10 protein-coding genes are annotated in these 16,644 nt (G+C 68.5%); 9 read left to right on the plus strand and 1 reads right to left on the minus strand.

Going from position 1 to position 16,644, the window contains the following annotated elements; translation table 11 throughout:
* Nucleotides 1-133: 133 nt before the first annotated feature.
* Entirely contained in the window at nucleotides 134-3,592 is a 3,459-nt protein-coding gene (locus EST54_RS15020) for a GH92 family glycosyl hydrolase (protein WP_129248123.1), read from the minus strand.
* A gap of 433 nt (nucleotides 3,593-4,025) precedes the next feature.
* Between EST54_RS15020 and ngcE the strand changes: the two genes are divergently transcribed.
* The 9 genes from ngcE to EST54_RS15065 all read left to right on the plus strand — a co-directional run bounded on the left by ngcE (nucleotide 4,026) and on the right by EST54_RS15065 (nucleotide 16,481).
* Nucleotides 4,026-5,462, plus strand: a complete 1,437-nt coding sequence (ngcE, locus tag EST54_RS15025; RefSeq protein ID WP_129248124.1) for an N-acetylglucosamine/diacetylchitobiose ABC transporter substrate-binding protein — start codon at nucleotides 4,026-4,028, stop codon at nucleotides 5,460-5,462.
* Between the two features lie 42 nt (nucleotides 5,463-5,504).
* Nucleotides 5,505-6,428 carry a carbohydrate ABC transporter permease gene (locus EST54_RS15030; RefSeq protein ID WP_129248125.1) on the plus strand — a complete coding sequence of 308 codons (924 nt, stop codon included), beginning with the start codon at nucleotides 5,505-5,507 and terminating at the stop codon, nucleotides 6,426-6,428.
* Between the two features lie 11 nt (nucleotides 6,429-6,439).
* On the plus strand, nucleotides 6,440-7,369 hold the full coding sequence (locus EST54_RS15035; RefSeq protein WP_239012678.1) for a carbohydrate ABC transporter permease: 930 nt from the start codon (nucleotides 6,440-6,442) through the stop codon (nucleotides 7,367-7,369).
* Nucleotides 7,370-7,676: 307 nt separating this feature from the next.
* Nucleotides 7,677-8,876, plus strand: coding sequence for an ROK family transcriptional regulator (locus EST54_RS15040; protein WP_129248126.1), 1,200 nt, complete (start codon nucleotides 7,677-7,679; stop codon nucleotides 8,874-8,876).
* Nucleotides 8,877-9,063: 187 nt separating this feature from the next.
* The gene (locus EST54_RS15045) at nucleotides 9,064-10,110 is read left to right on the plus strand and encodes a substrate-binding domain-containing protein (protein WP_129248127.1); all 1,047 of its coding nucleotides are present in this window, start codon (nucleotides 9,064-9,066) and stop codon (nucleotides 10,108-10,110) included.
* A 312-nt stretch (nucleotides 10,111-10,422) separates the two neighbouring features.
* Entirely contained in the window at nucleotides 10,423-11,223 is an 801-nt protein-coding gene (locus tag EST54_RS15050; RefSeq protein WP_129248128.1) for an ATP-binding cassette domain-containing protein, read from the plus strand.
* A complete protein-coding gene (locus tag EST54_RS15055; RefSeq protein WP_129248129.1) occupies nucleotides 11,220-12,521 on the plus strand; it encodes a sugar ABC transporter permease in 1,302 nt (433 codons plus the stop codon). Before EST54_RS15050 ends, EST54_RS15055 begins: the two co-directional genes overlap by 4 nt.
* A 215-nt stretch (nucleotides 12,522-12,736) precedes the next feature.
* On the plus strand, nucleotides 12,737-14,758 hold the full coding sequence (gene dxs, locus EST54_RS15060; RefSeq protein ID WP_129248130.1) for a 1-deoxy-D-xylulose-5-phosphate synthase: 2,022 nt from the start codon (nucleotides 12,737-12,739) through the stop codon (nucleotides 14,756-14,758).
* A 196-nt stretch (nucleotides 14,759-14,954) separates the two neighbouring features.
* Entirely contained in the window at nucleotides 14,955-16,481 is a 1,527-nt protein-coding gene (locus EST54_RS15065) for an amino acid permease (protein ID WP_129248131.1), read from the plus strand.
* The last annotated feature ends 163 nt before the right edge of the window (nucleotides 16,482-16,644 follow it).

Below are 16,644 nucleotides of genomic sequence, written 5' to 3' on the forward strand. Positions count from 1 at the left end.
CCGCGCCGGCAGGACGGGCCGCACTCCCTCGGTCGAGGGGGTGCGGCCCGTTCCGCTTGCCGGCGCCCGGTCTGCCGAGAAGCTGGTTCCGAACCTGTTGCGGCAGCGGCCCCCATCGGTTCGACAACAGGCTTCACGGCGTCCCGAGCAGCTCGACCTCGGCGAGGGTGCCCCTGCCGTCGGGCACCACCCGGTAGTGCCGGTAGCTGCCCGGCCGGCCGATGCCGAAGACGCGGGTCTGGCGGTCCCAGGTGAAGGACTCCCCCTCGCGGTGGTCCAGCCGCGTCCACCGCTGCCCGTCGGCGGAGCCCTCCAGCGTCCAGCCGGACGGTGCCGAGGCGCGGTCTGCCGAGGTGAAGGTGTACGAGGTGACCCTGGCGGGCCGGGCGAGGTCCACCGGGGCATCGGTCAGGTCGGCCGAGGTGTCCGAGGTGTTGTCGTACAGCGGGTCGCCACCGGGGCCGGTCAGGTCCCGGGGTGGGGTGGGGACCTTGTCGTCCTTGGTGATCGAGGTGGGCGCCGCGTGCGCGCCGGTGCCCCAGGCGGACGGCTCGGGGCCCATGGTGAAGTCCAGGGTGCCGCCGCGGGCCAGGAGGTGGTGCGGCAGGGCGGTGGAATTCCACGGCTTGCCGTTGAGCGTGAGCCGCTGGACGTAGAGGTTGCGCGCCGAGTTGTGCGGGGCGTTGATGGTGAGATCCCGCCCGTTCTCCAGATGGACCGTGGCCTTGGTGAACAGCGGGGAGCCCACCGCGTATTCGCCCTGGCCCATCACCAGCGGATAGAAGCCCAGGGAGCTGAAGACGTACCACGCGGACATCTCACCGTTGTCCTCGTCCCCCGGATATCCCTGGCCGATCTCACTGCCGAGATAGAGCCGGGACATCGCCTCGCGGACCTTTTCCTGGGTCTTCCAGGGCTGCCCGGCGGCGTCGTACAGGTAGCCGATGTGGTGCGCCGGCTGATTGTTGTGCCCGTACATGCCCATCCGGGTGTCGCGGGCCTCGGTCATTTCGTGGATCACCTGGCCGTAGGAGCCGGCGAATTCCTTGGCCGCGGTCTCCGGGGTGGAGAAGTACGCGTCCAGCTTCTTGGCCAGGCCCGAGCGGCCGCCGTAGAGGTTGGCCAGCCCCCGGGTGTCCTGTGGCGCGGTGAAGGCGGCGGTCCAGGCGTTGGTCTCGGTGTAGTCGTAGCCCCAGACGCGGGGGTCGAACCGGTCCGCGGGCAGCCGCCAGTTGCCGTGGGCGTCCTTGCCCTGGAAGAAGCCGGCCTTCTTGTCGAAGAGCCGGACGTAGTTCTGGGCGCGGCCCAGGAAATAAGCCGATTCTTCCTTGTAGCGGGGCTTTTGGGTCTTCTCGTAAAGAGCCTGGCCCATACGGGATATACCGAAGTCGTTGAGATAGCCCTCCAGCGCCCAGGACATTCCCTCGCGGGTGTCGGTGCTGGTATAGCCGAGGAAGGGGGACGTGGTCATGCCCTTGCGGCCGACTCCGGAGTTCGGCGGGGCGACGGTGGCGTTCTTGACGGCCGCGGCATAGGCCGCCTCGGCGTCGAACGGCACGCCCTTGAGGTAGGCATCGGCGAAGGCCACATCGGAACTCGTACCGGTCATGAGGTCCGCATAACCGGGCGACGACCATCGGGAGATCCAGCCGCCGTCCTTGTACTGCTGCACGAAACCGTCGACCATTTTCCCGGCGCGTTCCGGGGTGAGCAGCGAATAGGCGGGCCAGGTGGTCCGGTAGGTGTCCCAGAAGCCGTTGTTGACGTAGACCTCACCGTCGACGATCTTCGAGCCGGTGTGGGTCGGGGTGTCCTGGCCGGTCTGCGGCGAGAAGGGGCTGGCATAGCGGCTGCGCGAACCGACCGTCTCGAAGCCGGAGTTGGGGTAGAGGTAGAGGCGGTAGAGGTTGGAGTAGAGGGTGGTGAGCTGGTCGCGGCTCGCGCCCTGGACCTCGATCCGGCCCATGAGATCGTCCCACTGCGCCTGCGCCCGGTCCTCGATCCCGGCGAAGGTGGCGTCGGCGGGGATCTCCCGGGCCAGATTCGCCTTCGCCTGGTCCACGCTGATCAGGGAGGTCGCGATCCGCATGGTCACGGTGCGGTCCGCGCCGGGCCGGAAGCGGAGGTAGCCGGTGACGTCCTTGCCCCCGGTGCAAGCACCGGCTCCACTGGAGCGGCCGGCGCCGCACCCCTCGTTGGCGAGCTTCCCGCCTCCGGTGACCGGGGCGTCGAAGACGCCGTAGACGAAGAGCCGGGTGGCGCCTACGGAGAGCCCGCTCTTGACGTCCGAGAAGCCGGTGACGACGCCGCGCTCGGTGTCCAGGCTCAGGCCGCCCTTGTTGTTGACGTTGTCGAAGATCAGGCTCGCCCGGTCGCCGGGGAAGGTGAAGCGCATCAGCGCGGCGTGATCGGTCGGGGTGATCTCCGTCTTGAGGCCGTTGTCGAAGGTCACGCCGTAGTAGTGCGGCTTCGCGGTCTCGTTGCTGTGGTGGAAGGGCAGTGCCCGGCCGGTGCGCGAGGCGTCCGGGGTGCCGGCCGCGACGGACGGCATGACCTGGAAGGTCTGCCGGTCGCCCATCCACGGACTCGGCTCATGGCTGGCGCTGAAGGCCTGGAGGGTGGGCAGGTTGTCGGCGTTGTTCTTCCGCGCGTATTCGTAGAGCCAGTCGGCGGAGCCCGCGTTGGTCACCGGGGTCCAGAAGGTGAAGCCGTTGGGGACGGCGGTGGCGGGGAAGGTGTTGCCGCGCGAGAAGCTGCCGCTGGAGAGCGTGCCGCGGGTGGTGACGGCGTAGTCGGAGAGGTGGCCGAGCGGTTTGTCCGGGGCGGCCGGACCGAGGGTGATGTCATCGACCCAGCCGCGGAAGGCCGTGGTGGTCCGCGGGGCCCGCGGCGCGTCGTAGGCGACCAGGATGCGGGCGACCGTCTTGCCCGCGGCGACCGCGCCGATCCGCGACTCCCGGTGGTTCCACTGGTTGACGTAGAGCGTCTTGGAGGCGCCCTGCCCCTGCGGGGTCAGCGGTGCGCCGTGCTGGTCGACGGCGGACAGCTCGCTGAGGTAGGTGCCGTCGGTGAAGGCCAGATCGAGGGCGGCATGGGTCGCCGGGTAGTCCGCGTCGCTCCGCGCCATCTCCGGAAAGATCTCGTACGAGAGCGACGTGTCCGCGGTGACGGGGATGCTGACATCGAAGACCTTGTTGTACGCGTAGCCGCGGCCGCCGGCGGTGTGGGTGCCGGCGTAGCGCAGCGCATGGCCGCCGCTGAAGCCGGCGTGCGCCTTGGCGGTCGGGGAGTCGCCGGGGCCGGTGTCGGTGCCGGTGCTCATCCCGGGCGCCGCGGGGGCGGTCTCCTGGGTGACGCCTAAGACCCTGGGCTGTCCGTCGGGCCCGGTCTCGACGGCGTCGTGCCAGTCCGGCTGGGGGTCGCCGGCCTCCAAGGACGAGTGGAACTCCGTTGCCCCGTGGGGACGTTGGGGCGGTGCGGCCTGCGCCGTACCGGCCGGTCCGGGCCCGGTGACGACGAGCAGAGCGGCCGCCACGAGGGCGGCGGGGCGGGCGATCCCGCGCAGTGGACGGTGCCGGTGTCTGAGCCGCACGCGAGCCCTCTCAACCAGGGTGACATCGTTGTCAGTTGGGTGACGCCTAGCTAAGCAGAGATAAGTAACGTGCGTGGGGGCTTTGGTGTCAAGGGTGGTGCCGGGATCGGTGGGTCGGTCGTGCCGGCCGGCGCTCGCGGGGGTGACGACCGGAAAATCCCCCGCATACCGGGGAGGTCTCAACTAGGGAAAGACTGCCGTCCGACCCTGCGTTCGATCTTGCCCCTGCGGCCGGAAGTGGACTATACCTGTCGGCGTCCGACCGGCCGTGCGACACGGCCGTGGATCCGGGGGGAAAGCGGGGGACGGACGATCTTCCCGCACTTCCCTGGCTTCCCGGTGCACATCCCGTACAACTCAGCTTCATCTGACCCGCGGTGCCGGGGTGGCTCCGGTTCACCGCCTGAGTCCTGAAGAAGGCGAGGACTTGAGCATGGGATCCACCTCTGCATTCAACCGTCGCGATCTGGTCAAGCGAGCCGCTGCGCTGGGAATCATCGCCGTACCGGCCATGGGAACGCTCTCGGCGTGTGCCACCGGAGGCGGTGGCGGAAACGACGACAACGGCGCCAAGAACAAGGGCGCGACCTCGGCGAAGAACCCGCTGGGCGTGAAGAAGGGCGTGGCCCTGGAGGCGTTCATTTTCAAGGGCGGGCTGGGCGACCAGTACGCCAAGGACGCCGAGGCCGATTACGACAAGACCTATGGCGTCACCGTCAAGCACACCGGAACGCAGCAGGTCGGGCCGAAGCTGCAGCCGCGCTTCGCCGGCGGAAATCCCCCGGACATCATCGACAACTCCGGGGCCGACCATCTGGACATGAACAAGCTGTCCGCGCAGGGCCAGTTGCAGGATCTGGCGGCGCTGCTCGATGCGCCGTCGCTGGACGATCCGAAGAAGAAGATCCGGGACACGCTCTACCCCAGCACCCTGGAAAAGGGCAAGCACAAGGACGTCTTCGACGTCTTCTACTATGCGTTCACGGTCTATGGCACGTGGTATTCCCACAAGCTGCTGAAGGACAAGGGCTGGGAGTACCCGACCTCTCTCGACGACATGGTCAAGCTCTGCGGCGAGATCAAGAAGGCGGGCGTGGCGCCCTGGACGTACCCGGGCAAGTACCCCTACTACGTCCACTTCAATATGTTCGCGCAGATCGCCAAGATCGGCGGGCTCGACAAATGGATCGCCATCGACAATCTGGAGCCCAAGGCCTGGACGTCGAACGACGCGGTCAAGCAGGTCGTCGAGCACTATGCGGAGCTGGCCGCCAAGGGCTATTTCCTCCAGGGCAGCCAGGGCCTGACCCACATCCAGTCGCAGACCGCCTGGACCCGGGGCAAGGCCGTCTTCCTCCCCAACGGCTCCTGGGTGGAGAACGAGGCCGCGCCGACCACGCCGAAGGACTTCGACATGGCCGTCGGCCCGCTGTTCAACGGCGGCAGCGGCGACAAGATGCCGCACGGCACCCTGCGTGCCGAGCCCAGCGAGCCGTTCATCGTGGCCAAGGACGGGAAGAATCCGGTCGGCGGTATGGAGCTGCTGCGCATTCTGCTGTCGAAGAAGCATGCGCAGAATTTCGCGACAAAGGTCCGGTCGCTCACCACGGTCCAGGGTGCGACCGAGGGAATGCAGCTCTCACCGGGGCTCTCCTCGGCCGCCGAGGCCGTCAAGGCGGGCGGCCAGAACCTGCTGATGATCCAGCTCCAGGAGTGGTATCCGAAGCTGACCGACGAGAAACTGGGCGGTCTCACCAGCCAGCTGCTGACCGGTGACATGAAAGCGGCGGAGTGGATCAAAAAGGCCCAGCAGTACGCGGATGAAACCGCCAAGGACGACTCCGTCACCAAGTTCCACCGCGAGACCTGAGCCACCACATACGCCACTTGACGAGGGAGGGCCGGGGAGCGCATGCAACACGGCAAGTACCGATTCATCGTGGGGTTCCTGGCCCTGCCTCTGCTGATCTACGCGATCTTTGTGATCTCGCCGTTCGTCCAGGCATTCCAGATCTCGACGACGGAATGGAGCGGCCTGCGCGGCGCCGCCAAGAGCGTCGGTCTGGGCAACTACGACAAGCTGCTGCACAGCGACGAGTTCTGGAACGCGCTGCGGCACAACGTCATCATGCTGGTGCTGGTCCCGATCGCCACCCTGACGCTGGGGCTGTTCTTCGCCTTCATGCTCAATGTCGGCGGCCGGGCCCGCCGCGGCGCGGTCATCACCGGCGTCCGCGGAGCCTCGTTCTACAAATTCGTCTACTTCTTCCCGCAGGTCATCTCGATCACCATCATCTCGGTGATCTGGTTCAACATCTACAACCCGGACCCGCACGACGGCATGCTCAACTCGCTGCTGGGCGCGGTGGGGCTGGACTCGCTGCAGAGTTCCTGGCTGGGCGAACGCGGTATCGCCCTCGCCTGCATCATGGTGGTGATGGTCTGGGCGAACGTCGGCTTCTACGTCGTGCTCTTCTCCGCCGCCATGGCCTCCATTCCGCGGGAGATCTACGAGGCCTCGCTGCTGGACGGCGCCAACCGCATCCACACCTTCTTCCGGATCACCCTTCCGCTGCTGTGGGACACCGTGCAGACCGGCTGGGTGTACATGGGCATCATCGCGATGGACGCCTTCGCCCTGGTGCAGATCATGTCGGTGAACATGGGCGGTCCGGACGGCGCCACCGATGTCGTACCGCTCCGGCTCTACCAAACCGCTTTCCGGGACAGCCAGTTCGGCTATGCCGCGGCGATGGGTGTCGCCATGCTCGTCGTCACGCTGTTGTTCGCCGTCCTCACGATGCGCTTTGCGCGCCGTGAGCGGATCGAGTTCTAGGGGCAGGGCGCATGACGACGGAAACCAATGCGGTGGAGAAGCTCTCGGCGGTGCCCGGGCAGCGGTCCGACGGCAGGAAGAGCGCCGGGAAGTCGCGCCGGGGTGCCGAGGGCGGCGTGCTCAACGTCTTCTCGCACGGCATGCTGATCGTGTGGGCGCTGATGGTGGGCATGCCGCTGCTGTGGGTGCTGTGGAGCTCGTTCAAGAGCAGCGGGGACATCCTCACCACGCCCTGGTCGCTGCCGGGCCGACTGCACGTCGAGAACTGGGCCAACGCCTGGAACAAGGCGAACATCGGCAAGATGTTCCTCAACACCCTGATCGTGGTGGGCGGTTCGGTCACCGGAACGATGGTGCTCGGCTCCATGGCGGGCTACGTCCTGGCGCGGTTCACGTTCCCGGGCAACCGCGTCATCTACTACCTGTTCGTGGCCGGGATGTCCTTCCCGGTGTTCATGCTGGTCATCCCGCTGTTCTTCGTGATGCGGGACTTCCCCGGGATTCCGCTGCTGGCCACGTACCAGGGCCTGATCGCGGTCTACATCGCCTACTCGCTGCCGTTCACCGTCTTCTTCATGACGTCCTTCTTCCGCACCCTGCCGACGTCGGTGGCGGAGGCGGCGATGATCGACGGTGCCTCGCACGCCAGGACGTTCTTCCAGGTGATGCTGCCGATGGCCAAGCCCGGCCTGATCAGCATCGGGATCTTCAACTTCCTGGGGCAGTGGAATCAGTATCTGCTGCCGATGGTCCTCAACCAGGACGAGGACAAGTACGTGTTGACGCAGGGCCTGGCCAACATCGCGCTGCAGCAGGGATATGAGGGGGACTGGGGCGGGCTGATGGCCGGCATGATGATCGCGATGCTGCCGGTGCTGCTGGTGTACTTCATCTTCCAGCGCCAGGTGCAGGCGGGGCTGACGGCGGGGGCGATCAAGTAGGGGCCCGGCACTCCGTTCGTACCGCCGATTGTTTTGCGCCATCTTGGCGCGTGTCTGTGTGTGCCCTCCCGCGCGCACCCCGGGGCGACTCCGCGGCAACGGAGCCGCCCCGCGGGTTTCCCCGCCGGGGCCGGCCTTCGATCATGCCGGACTCAACGCCTTGACGAGACTTCCCGGCTGGCGTTCTGCTTAGAGTTCACATGTTGAATCGATGGCCGTCCCCCGATGAGGGGGGTGCGGTCGGGAGGTCGTCGTGCCTCCCCGGCCACCGCTGGGGGAGCCCGGCCCGAGACGGGAGTATGGGTCAATGGAGACTCCGGGGTCGCAGTCCTCGCTGCACCGGGCCAATCTGGAGCGGGTCGTCCGCGCGGTGCGCATGGCGGGCTCGCTCACCCAGGCGGAGATCGCCCGGAGCACGGGGCTGTCCGCGGCCACCGTTTCCAACATCGTTCGTGAGTTGAAGGACGGGGGGACCGTTGAGGTGACCCCCACCTCGGCGGGCGGGCGGCGGGCGCGCAGCGTCTCGCTCTCCGGTGACGCGGGCATCGTCGTCGGCGTCGATTTCGGCCACTCCCATCTGCGGGTGGCCATCGGCAACCTCGCCCATCAGGTGCTCGCCGAGCAGGCCGAGCCGATCGATGTGGACGCCTCCGCCGCGGAGGGCTTCGACCGGGCGGAAGAGCTGGTCAACCGGCTGATCGAGGCCACCGGGATCGGCGCCGGCAAGGTCGTCGGCGTCGGGCTGGGCGTGCCCGGGCCGATCGACGTCGAATCCGGGACGCTGGGCTCCACGGCGATCCTGCCGGGCTGGGCGGGGACGAACCCGCGCCAGGAGCTGTCCGGGCGCCTCGGGGTGCCGGTCCACGTCGACAACGACGCCAACCTGGGCGCGCTGGGCGAGCTGGTGTGGGGCGGCGGCCGCGGGGCCTCCGACCTGGCGTACATCAAGGTCGCCAGCGGTGTCGGCGCCGGCCTGGTGATCAGCGGCCAGATCTACCGCGGACCGGGCGGTACGGCGGGCGAGATCGGGCACATCACGCTGGACGAGGCGGGTCCGGTGTGCCGCTGCGGCAACCGCGGCTGCCTGGAGACCTTCACCGCGGCCCGGTACGTCCTCCCGCTGCTGCAACCGAGCCACGGCCCGGATCTGACCATGGCCCGGGTGGTGCAGCTGGCCCGCGAGGGCGACCCCGGCTGCCGGCGGGTGATTGCGGACGTAGGCCGCTATATCGGCAGTGGTGTGGCGAATCTGTGCAATCTGCTCAATCCGAGCAGGGTGGTGCTCGGCGGCGATCTCGCCGAGGCCGGTGAGCTGGTGCTCGCACCGATCCGGGAGTCGGTCTCGCGGTACGCCATTCCCAGTGCGGCACGGCAGTTGGGGATCGTGCCCGGCACGCTCGGCGGCCGTGCAGAGGTGCTGGGCGCGCTGGCGCTGGTGCTGAGCGAGATGGGCGATTCGACCCTGTTGGACGGCGGGCAGCCGGTGGATGCCCCGGCCCTAGCGTGAAAGCACTGAGTTCACACAGCTAACGCATGGCACCGTTGCCATCTCGTTAAGGATTTACTTCTTGACGGTCGGCTGGGGTCCGAGTTGACTTCCAGCCACCTCGGCCGCACGACGCGGCCACGTCAGGGAGGCAACCTCAATGAACGTATGGACGCGTCGCGTCGTGATAGGTACTGCTGCCGTTTCTATGGCGCTCTCCGTGGCCGCCTGTGGCAAGGCCGGTGACAGCAAGGCCGGCGGCGGTGGCCAGAACAAGACCATCGGTCTGCTCCTGCCGGAGAACAAGACCACGCGTTACGAGACCTTCGACCGCCCGCTGATGGAGGCGAAGATCAAGCAGCTGTGCAGCGACTGCACGGTGCGGTACAACAACGCGGCGCAGGACACCGAGACCCAGAAGAAGCAGTTCGACGCGCTGATCACCCAGGGCGTGAAGGTGATCATTCTGGACTCGGTCGACTACAAGGCCACCAGGTCCTGGGTGAACCAGGCCGCCAAGAAGGGCGTGAAGGTCGTCGCGTACGACCGGCTGGCCGAGGGCAACATCTCCGCCTACGTGTCCTACGACAACGAGAAGATCGGCCGCCTGCAGGGCCAGGCGCTGGTCAAGGCGCTCGGCGACAAGGCCAAGGACAGCAATGTCGTCATGATCAACGGTTCGCCGACCGACCCGAACATGCCGTTCTTCAAGAAGGGCGCCCACAGCGTCCTCGACAAGCAGGTCAAGAAGATCGCGTACGAGCAGGACATTCCGGACTGGTCGCCGGACGAGGCGAACAAGAAGATGAGCGCGGCCCTCGACTCGCTCGGCAAGGACGGCTTCCAGGGCGTCTACTCCGGTAACGACGGCATGGCCGGCGGCATCATCACCGCGCTCAAGCAGAAGGGCGTCAAGGTCCCGGTCGGCGGCCAGGACGCCGAGCTCGCGGGTCTGCAGCGGGTCCTCAAGGGCGACCAGGCGTTCACGATCTACAAGCAGATCAAGCCGCAGGCCGACTCCACCGCCGAGATCGCCGTCAAGCTGCTCAAGGGCGAGAAGATCGACTCCCTGACGCCCACCAAGGTCGACAGCCTCAGCGGCGAGGTCAAGGGCATCCCCGCGAAGCTCTACGACGCGCAGATCGTGACCAAGGACAACATCGAGTCCACGATCATCAAGGACAAGGTCTACAAGGCGAGCCAGATCTGCACCGGCGACGTCAAGAAGGCCTGCGCGGCAGCCGGCATCAAGTAAGGCCCCGGGCCACCGGCCCCGGCACTCCCGCCGCGGCCCCACCGGCCCCGGCACTCCACGGCCCGGCGCCCAGGCGCCAGGCACCCCCGGTCGGACGGGGCCGCGCGGCACCGCCCGCGGTTCCCGTCCCGACCCGGTCCGGACCTGGTGTTCCTCTCTCCCCACCGGTCCGCACTCCGTCCGGTCACCACTCCGACCCGGTCCGTCCCCCGCCCCGCGATGCCCCCTTTCCCGGCGCGGACCCGGACCGTTCCCCGCAAGCCCCCCGCTCCACGCACCACCATCCCCGCCGTTGTCACGGCGGCGAAGGAGATGATTCACGTGTCCGCTACGCCTGTGCTGGCGTTGCGCGGAATCTCCAAGCGGTTCGGCGCCGTCCAAGCACTCACGGACGTCACCCTGGAGATCCACCCCGGTGAGGTGGTCGCCCTCGTCGGCGACAACGGCGCCGGCAAGTCCACGCTCGTCAAGACCATTTCGGGCGTCCACCCGGTCGACGACGGCGCCATCGAATGGGAGGGCGGCGCGGTACGCATCAACAAGCCGCACGACGCCCAGGACCTCGGCGTCGCCACCGTCTACCAGGACCTCGCGCTCTGCGACAACCTCGATGTCGTCGCCAATCTTTTCCTCGGCAACGAGACCCGCACCGCCGGTGTCCTCGACGAGATCGCGATGGAGAAGCGCGCCAAGGAGCTGCTGGACACCCTGTCCATCCGCATCCCCAGCGTCCGCATCCCCGTCGCCGCACTCTCCGGAGGTCAGCGGCAGGTCGTCGCGATCGCCCGGGCGCTGATCGGCGACCCGAAGGTCGTCATCCTCGACGAGCCCACCGCCGCCCTCGGTGTCGAGCAGACCGCACAGGTCCTCGACCTCGTCGAGCGGCTGCGGGAGCGCGGGCTGGGCGTCATCCTCATCAGCCACAACATGGCCGATGTGCAGGCCGTCGCGGACCGGGTCGCGGTGCTGCGGCTGGGCCGCAACAACGGTGTCTTCGATGTCGAGGGCACCTCCCACGAAGAGATCATCGCCGCCATCACCGGCGCGTCGGACAACGCCGTGACCCGCCGCAAGGCGCGTACGGACCAGGTGAAGAAGGAGGCCGGGGCGTGAGTGACCTCACCAAGCAGCCGGCGGACGACGCGACGAAGGACGCACCGGTCGCCGCGGACGCCCCCCAGCCGGCCGCCGTCGACCCCCGTCTGCTCGTCCGTGAGCAGGGTTTCGCCGGCTACCTCAGCGACTTCAAGCGCCGGGTGCGCGGCGGTGAGCTGGGCTCGCTGCCGGTCGTCATCGGCCTGATCGTCATCGCGATCGTCTTCCAGTTCAAGAACAGCAGCTTCCTGTCCGCGGACAGCCTCGCGAACATCGGTGTCTACACCTCCGGCCTCGGCATCATGGCCGTCGGCATCGTCTTCGTGCTGCTGCTCGGCGAGATCGACCTGTCGGTCGGCTCGGTGGCGGGTGTCGGCGCGGCCGTGTGGGCCGTCCTCAGCGTCACCAAGGGCGTCAACGACTGGCTCGCGGTCCTGATCGCCATCGTCGCGGGACTGGCCATCGGCGCCCTGCACGGGTTCTTTTTCGCCAAAATCGGTGTGCCGGCCTTCGTCGTCACGCTGGCCGGTTTCCTCGGCTGGAGCGGCCTGCAGATCTGGATGATGGGCAACGAGGGCTCCATCAACACGCCGGCCGGCAGCCTGGTGGAGAACCTCACCGGCTACTACTTCGAGGACAAGGCCGCCGGCTACGGCCTGGCGCTGATCGCCGTCCTCGCCTACGCGGGCTCGCTGCTGCTGGAGAGCCGCCGCCGCAAGGCCGCCGAGCTGCCGTCCCGGCCGCTCAGCGAGATCCTGCTGCGTACCGGCGTGGTCGCGCTGATCGCCTTCGTGGTCGCCTACGTCCTGAACGAGCCGGCCGGCGCCCGCGGTCTGCCGCTGGCCCTGGTGCTGTTCCTCGCGGTGCTGGTCCTCGCCGACTTCGTGGTGCGCCGCACCACCTACGGCCGGCAGATCTTCGCGGTCGGCGGCAACGCCGAGGCGGCCCGCCGGGCCGGTATCAACGTGAACAAGATCCGGATCAGCGTCTTCGCCATCTCCGGCATGCTCGCCGCCTTCGGCGGACTGTTCATCGCCAGCCTCTCCGGCGGCGCCACCAAGAACCTGGGCTCCGGCAACACCCTGATGAACGTCATCGCGGCGGCCGTCATCGGTGGCACCAGCCTCTTCGGCGGCCGCGGCAAGATCTGGTCCGCGCTGCTGGGCATGCTGGTCATCCAGTCGATCCAGCAGGGCCTGAACCTGCTCGGCATGGCGAGCGAGATCCAGTACATGATCACCGGCGCGGTGCTGCTCGCCGCCGTCGTGATCGACTCGGTCTCCCGCCGGACGCAGAAGACAGCCGGCCGGACCTGATCGCACCGGTCGTCGTTCGACGGCAGCGGCCCCCACCGGGCATGATCCGGTGGGGGCCGGTCCGTGTGCGCCGGCGGGGGAAAACGGTGTGCCGGAGCCCGAGTCACCCGAGTGACATACATCGCAAGGCCCGGGCGTGCCCGCGGCGGACGCAACATTAGACTCATCTGATCGGCAAGCTCGATCCACGGCAGCAGAGCAGCAAGGAGGCAGGGGTGCAGGAGGTGCCGCGCAAAGCGAGTCCGGCCGGGGTGGTGGCGGGCAACGGGAGGGCGTTGCTGTCCCGTATCAGGGGACCGCGCGATCTGGACCGACTGGACCCGGAGCAGCTGGTGCAGCTGGCGGGGGAGATCCGTACCTTCCTTGTCGACGAGGTGTCCAAGACCGGCGGACACCTCGGCCCGAACCTCGGTGTGGTCGAGCTGACCATCGCCCTGCACCGTGTCTTCGACTCGCCCAAGGACAAGGTGCTCTTCGACACCGGGCACCAGTCCTACGTCCACAAACTTCTCACCGGCCGTCAGGACTTCACCAAGCTCAAGGCGAAGGGAGGCCTGTCCGGGTACCCCTCCCGCGCCGAGTCCGCGCACGACGTCATCGAGAACAGCCACGCCTCCACGGTGCTGGGCTGGGCCGAGGGCATCGCGAAGGCCAACGAGGTCCGCGGTTCGAGCAATCGGGTCGCCGCGGTCATCGGCGACGGCGCGCTGACCGGCGGTATGGCCTGGGAGGCGCTCAACAACATCGCCGCCGCCAAGGACCGCCCGCTCGTCATCGTCGTCAACGACAACGAGCGCTCCTACGCCCCGACCATCGGCGGCCTCGCCAACCACCTGGCCACGCTGCGCACCACGGACGGCTACGAGCGCTTCCTGGCCCGCGGCAAGGACCTGCTGGAGCGCACCCCCGTCCTGGGCAAGCCGCTGTACGAGACCCTGCACGGCGCCAAGAAGGGCCTGAAGGACTTCATCGCCCCGCAGGGCATGTTCGAGGACCTGGGCCTGAAGTACGTCGGCCCGATCGACGGCCATGACATCGAGGCGCTGGAGTCCGCCCTGACGCGCGCCAAGCGCTTCGGCGGTCCGGTCATCGTCCACTGCCTCACCGAAAAGGGCCGCGGCTACCAGCCCGCCCTCCAGGACGAGGCGGACCGCTTCCACGCCGTCGGCAAGATCCACCCCGACACCGGCCTGCCGCTCTCCTCGGGCGGCAAGGACTGGACGTCCGTCTTCGGTGACGAGATGGTCGAGCTCGGCAAGGAGCGGGACGACATCGTCGCCATCACGGCGGCCATGCTGCAGCCGGTCGGACTGGACAAGTTCGCCAAGGCCTTCCCCGACCGCGTCTACGACGTCGGCATCGCCGAGCAGCACGCGGCGGTCTCCGCGGCCGGGATGGCCACCGGCGGCCTGCACCCGGTCTTCGCCGTCTACGCCACCTTCCTCAACCGCGCCTTCGACCAGGTGCTGATGGACGTGGCGCTGCACAAGTGCGGGGTCACCTTCGTGCTGGACCGGGCCGGTGTCACCGGCACCGACGGCGCCTCGCACAACGGCATGTGGGACATGTCGATCCTGCAGGTCGTCCCGGGGCTGCGGATCGCCGCGCCGCGCGACGCCGACCAGGTCCGCGCCCAGCTGCGCGAGGCCGTCGAGGTCGATGACGCGCCCACCGTCGTGCGGTACTCCAAGGGTGCGGTCGGGCCGGCCGTCGAGGCCATCGGGCGCATCGGCGGGATGGACGTGCTGCGCGAGCCCGCCGAGGGCGTCAAGCGGCCCGATGTCCTGCTGGTGTCCGTCGGTGCCCTCGCCCCGATGTGCCTGGAGATTGCCGACCTTCTCGACAAGCAGGGCATCTCCACCACTGTCGTCGACCCGCGCTGGGTCAAGCCGGTCGATCCGGCGCTGCCCGGGCTCGCCGCCACCCACCGGGTCGTGGTCACCGTCGAGGACAACATCCGCTCCGGCGGCGTCGGTTCGGCCGTCGCCCAGTCGCTGCGGGACGCCGGTGTGGACCTGCCGCTGCGTGACTTCGGCATCCCCGAGCGGTTCCTCGACCACGCCTCCCGCAAGGAGGTCCTGGCGGAGATCGGGCTCACCGCGCCGGACATCGCGCGCCAGGTGACCGGCCTGGTCTCCAAGATCGACGGCCTCTCGCAGTCCGAGCTCCGTTCGGACGCCCCGGAGGCGGCCGGCGCCCAGGGCGCGGCCGAGCCCGCCGAGGTCGCCCGCGACTGACGCCGCAGACGGCACCGATGGGCCGGCCGGTCATCCGTACGGATGTTCCGCCCGGCCCATCGGCATGAGCGCAGTCGCACCCCATCGGGTGAATCCCCACCGCCCGGCGCCCCGCCGAAGCTGACTGTTTCCCGGCATTGCGGAGACTCGGTCAGTTCAGGAGAGTTGCGAGGGTCGTCCAGGTGGAGGTTCGCCCATGAGCACACAGCACGGCACACCACATGATTCACGCCGCGATCGCGGCCTGTTCAGGACGAAGACTGTGGAGCAGTCGATCCTGGACACCGAGGAGCCGGAGCACACGCTCAAAAAGTCCCTGTCGGCGCTCGATCTGACCGTGTTCGGGGTCGGTGTCGTCATCGGCACCGGCATCTTCGTCCTCACCGGAAAGGTCGCCAAGGAGCAGGCCGGTCCGGCCGTCGCGCTGTCCTTCGTCGTGGCGGGCGTGGTCTGTGCGCTGGCGGCGCTGTGCTATGCGGAGTTCGCCTCCACCGTGCCGGTCGCCGGTTCGGCCTATACCTTCTCGTACGCCTCCCTGGGCGAACTGCCGGCCTGGATCATCGGCTGGGACCTGATCCTGGAGCTCGCCCTGGGCTGTGCGGTGGTCGCGGTCGGCTGGTCGGGCTATGTGCGCGAGCTGATGGACGGCGCGGGGTGGCATCTGCCGCCGATCCTGTCCGGTACGCACGAGGGGCACTTCGGCTTCGACCTGCTCGCCTGCATCCTCGTGCTGGTCCTGACCGGCATCCTGGTGCTCGGGATGAAGCTGTCCTCGCGGGTGACGGCGGTGGTCGTGGGGATCAAGGTCACCGTCGTCCTGCTGGTCATCATCGCCGGCGCCTTCATGATCACCGGCGCCAACTACGAGCCGTTCGTCCCGCCCAGCAAGCCCAACGCGGCCGGCGGCGGGCTGGCCGCGCCGCTGGCGCAGCTGATGTTCGGCTTCACCCCGTCCAGCTTCGGAATCATGGGCATCTTCGCCGCGGCGGCCGTGGTCTTCTTCGCCTTCATCGGCTTCGACATCGTTGCCACCGCCGCCGAGGAGACCCGCAACCCGCAGCGCGATGTGCCGCGCGGCATCCTCGGCTCGCTCGCCCTCTGCACGGTCCTCTACGTGGCCGTGTCGGTCGTCGTCACCGGCATGGAGAAGTACAGCAGACTCTCCACCGACGCCCCGCTGGCCGATGCCTTCAAGGACCTCGGGCACCCCTTCTTCGCGGACGTGATCAGCTTCGGCGCCGCCGTCGGCCTGACGTCGGTCTGCCTGATCCTGCTGCTCGGCCAGAGCCGGGTGTTCTTCGCGATGAGCCGGGACGGGCTGCTGCCCCGGGTCTTCTCCCGGGCCCACCCGCGGTACGGGACCCCCTACCGGTCCACCATCGCACTGGGCGTCGTCGTCGCCGTCGTCTCCGGCTTCACCTCGATCGACGTCCTCGCCGAACTGGTCAACATCGGCACCCTGTTCGCGTTCGTCGTGGTCGCGCTCGGCGTCATCATCCTGCGCCGTTCCCGGCCCGACCTGCCCCGCTCCTTCCGCACCCCGTGGGTGCCGGTGGTGCCGCTGCTGTCCGTCCTGGCCTCGGTGTGGCTGATGCTCAATCTGCCCGCGGAGACCTGGGTCCGCTTCGCGATCTGGATGGTGGCCGGCTTCGTCATCTACTTCCTGTACGGGCGCGCGCACAGCCGCCTGGGCATCCGCAACCGCCAGGCCACCGGGGACTGACCCCCGGTCAGCCGCTCCTGCGCCCGGCCCCGTACGCCGTCCCGACGGTGTACGGGGCCGCGCCGTGCCCGGGGCGCCTCCCAGCGGTGGCCGGGGGAGCGTCGCGGCCCCGGGCCGATCCGGAAGACACGTCCTACGCCCCGCCGCGCCCCGGCCCCCACAC

Source organism: Streptomyces sioyaensis, from assembly GCF_004122735.1.
GTDB classification, from domain to species: Bacteria; Actinomycetota; Actinomycetes; order Streptomycetales; family Streptomycetaceae; genus Streptomyces; species Streptomyces sioyaensis.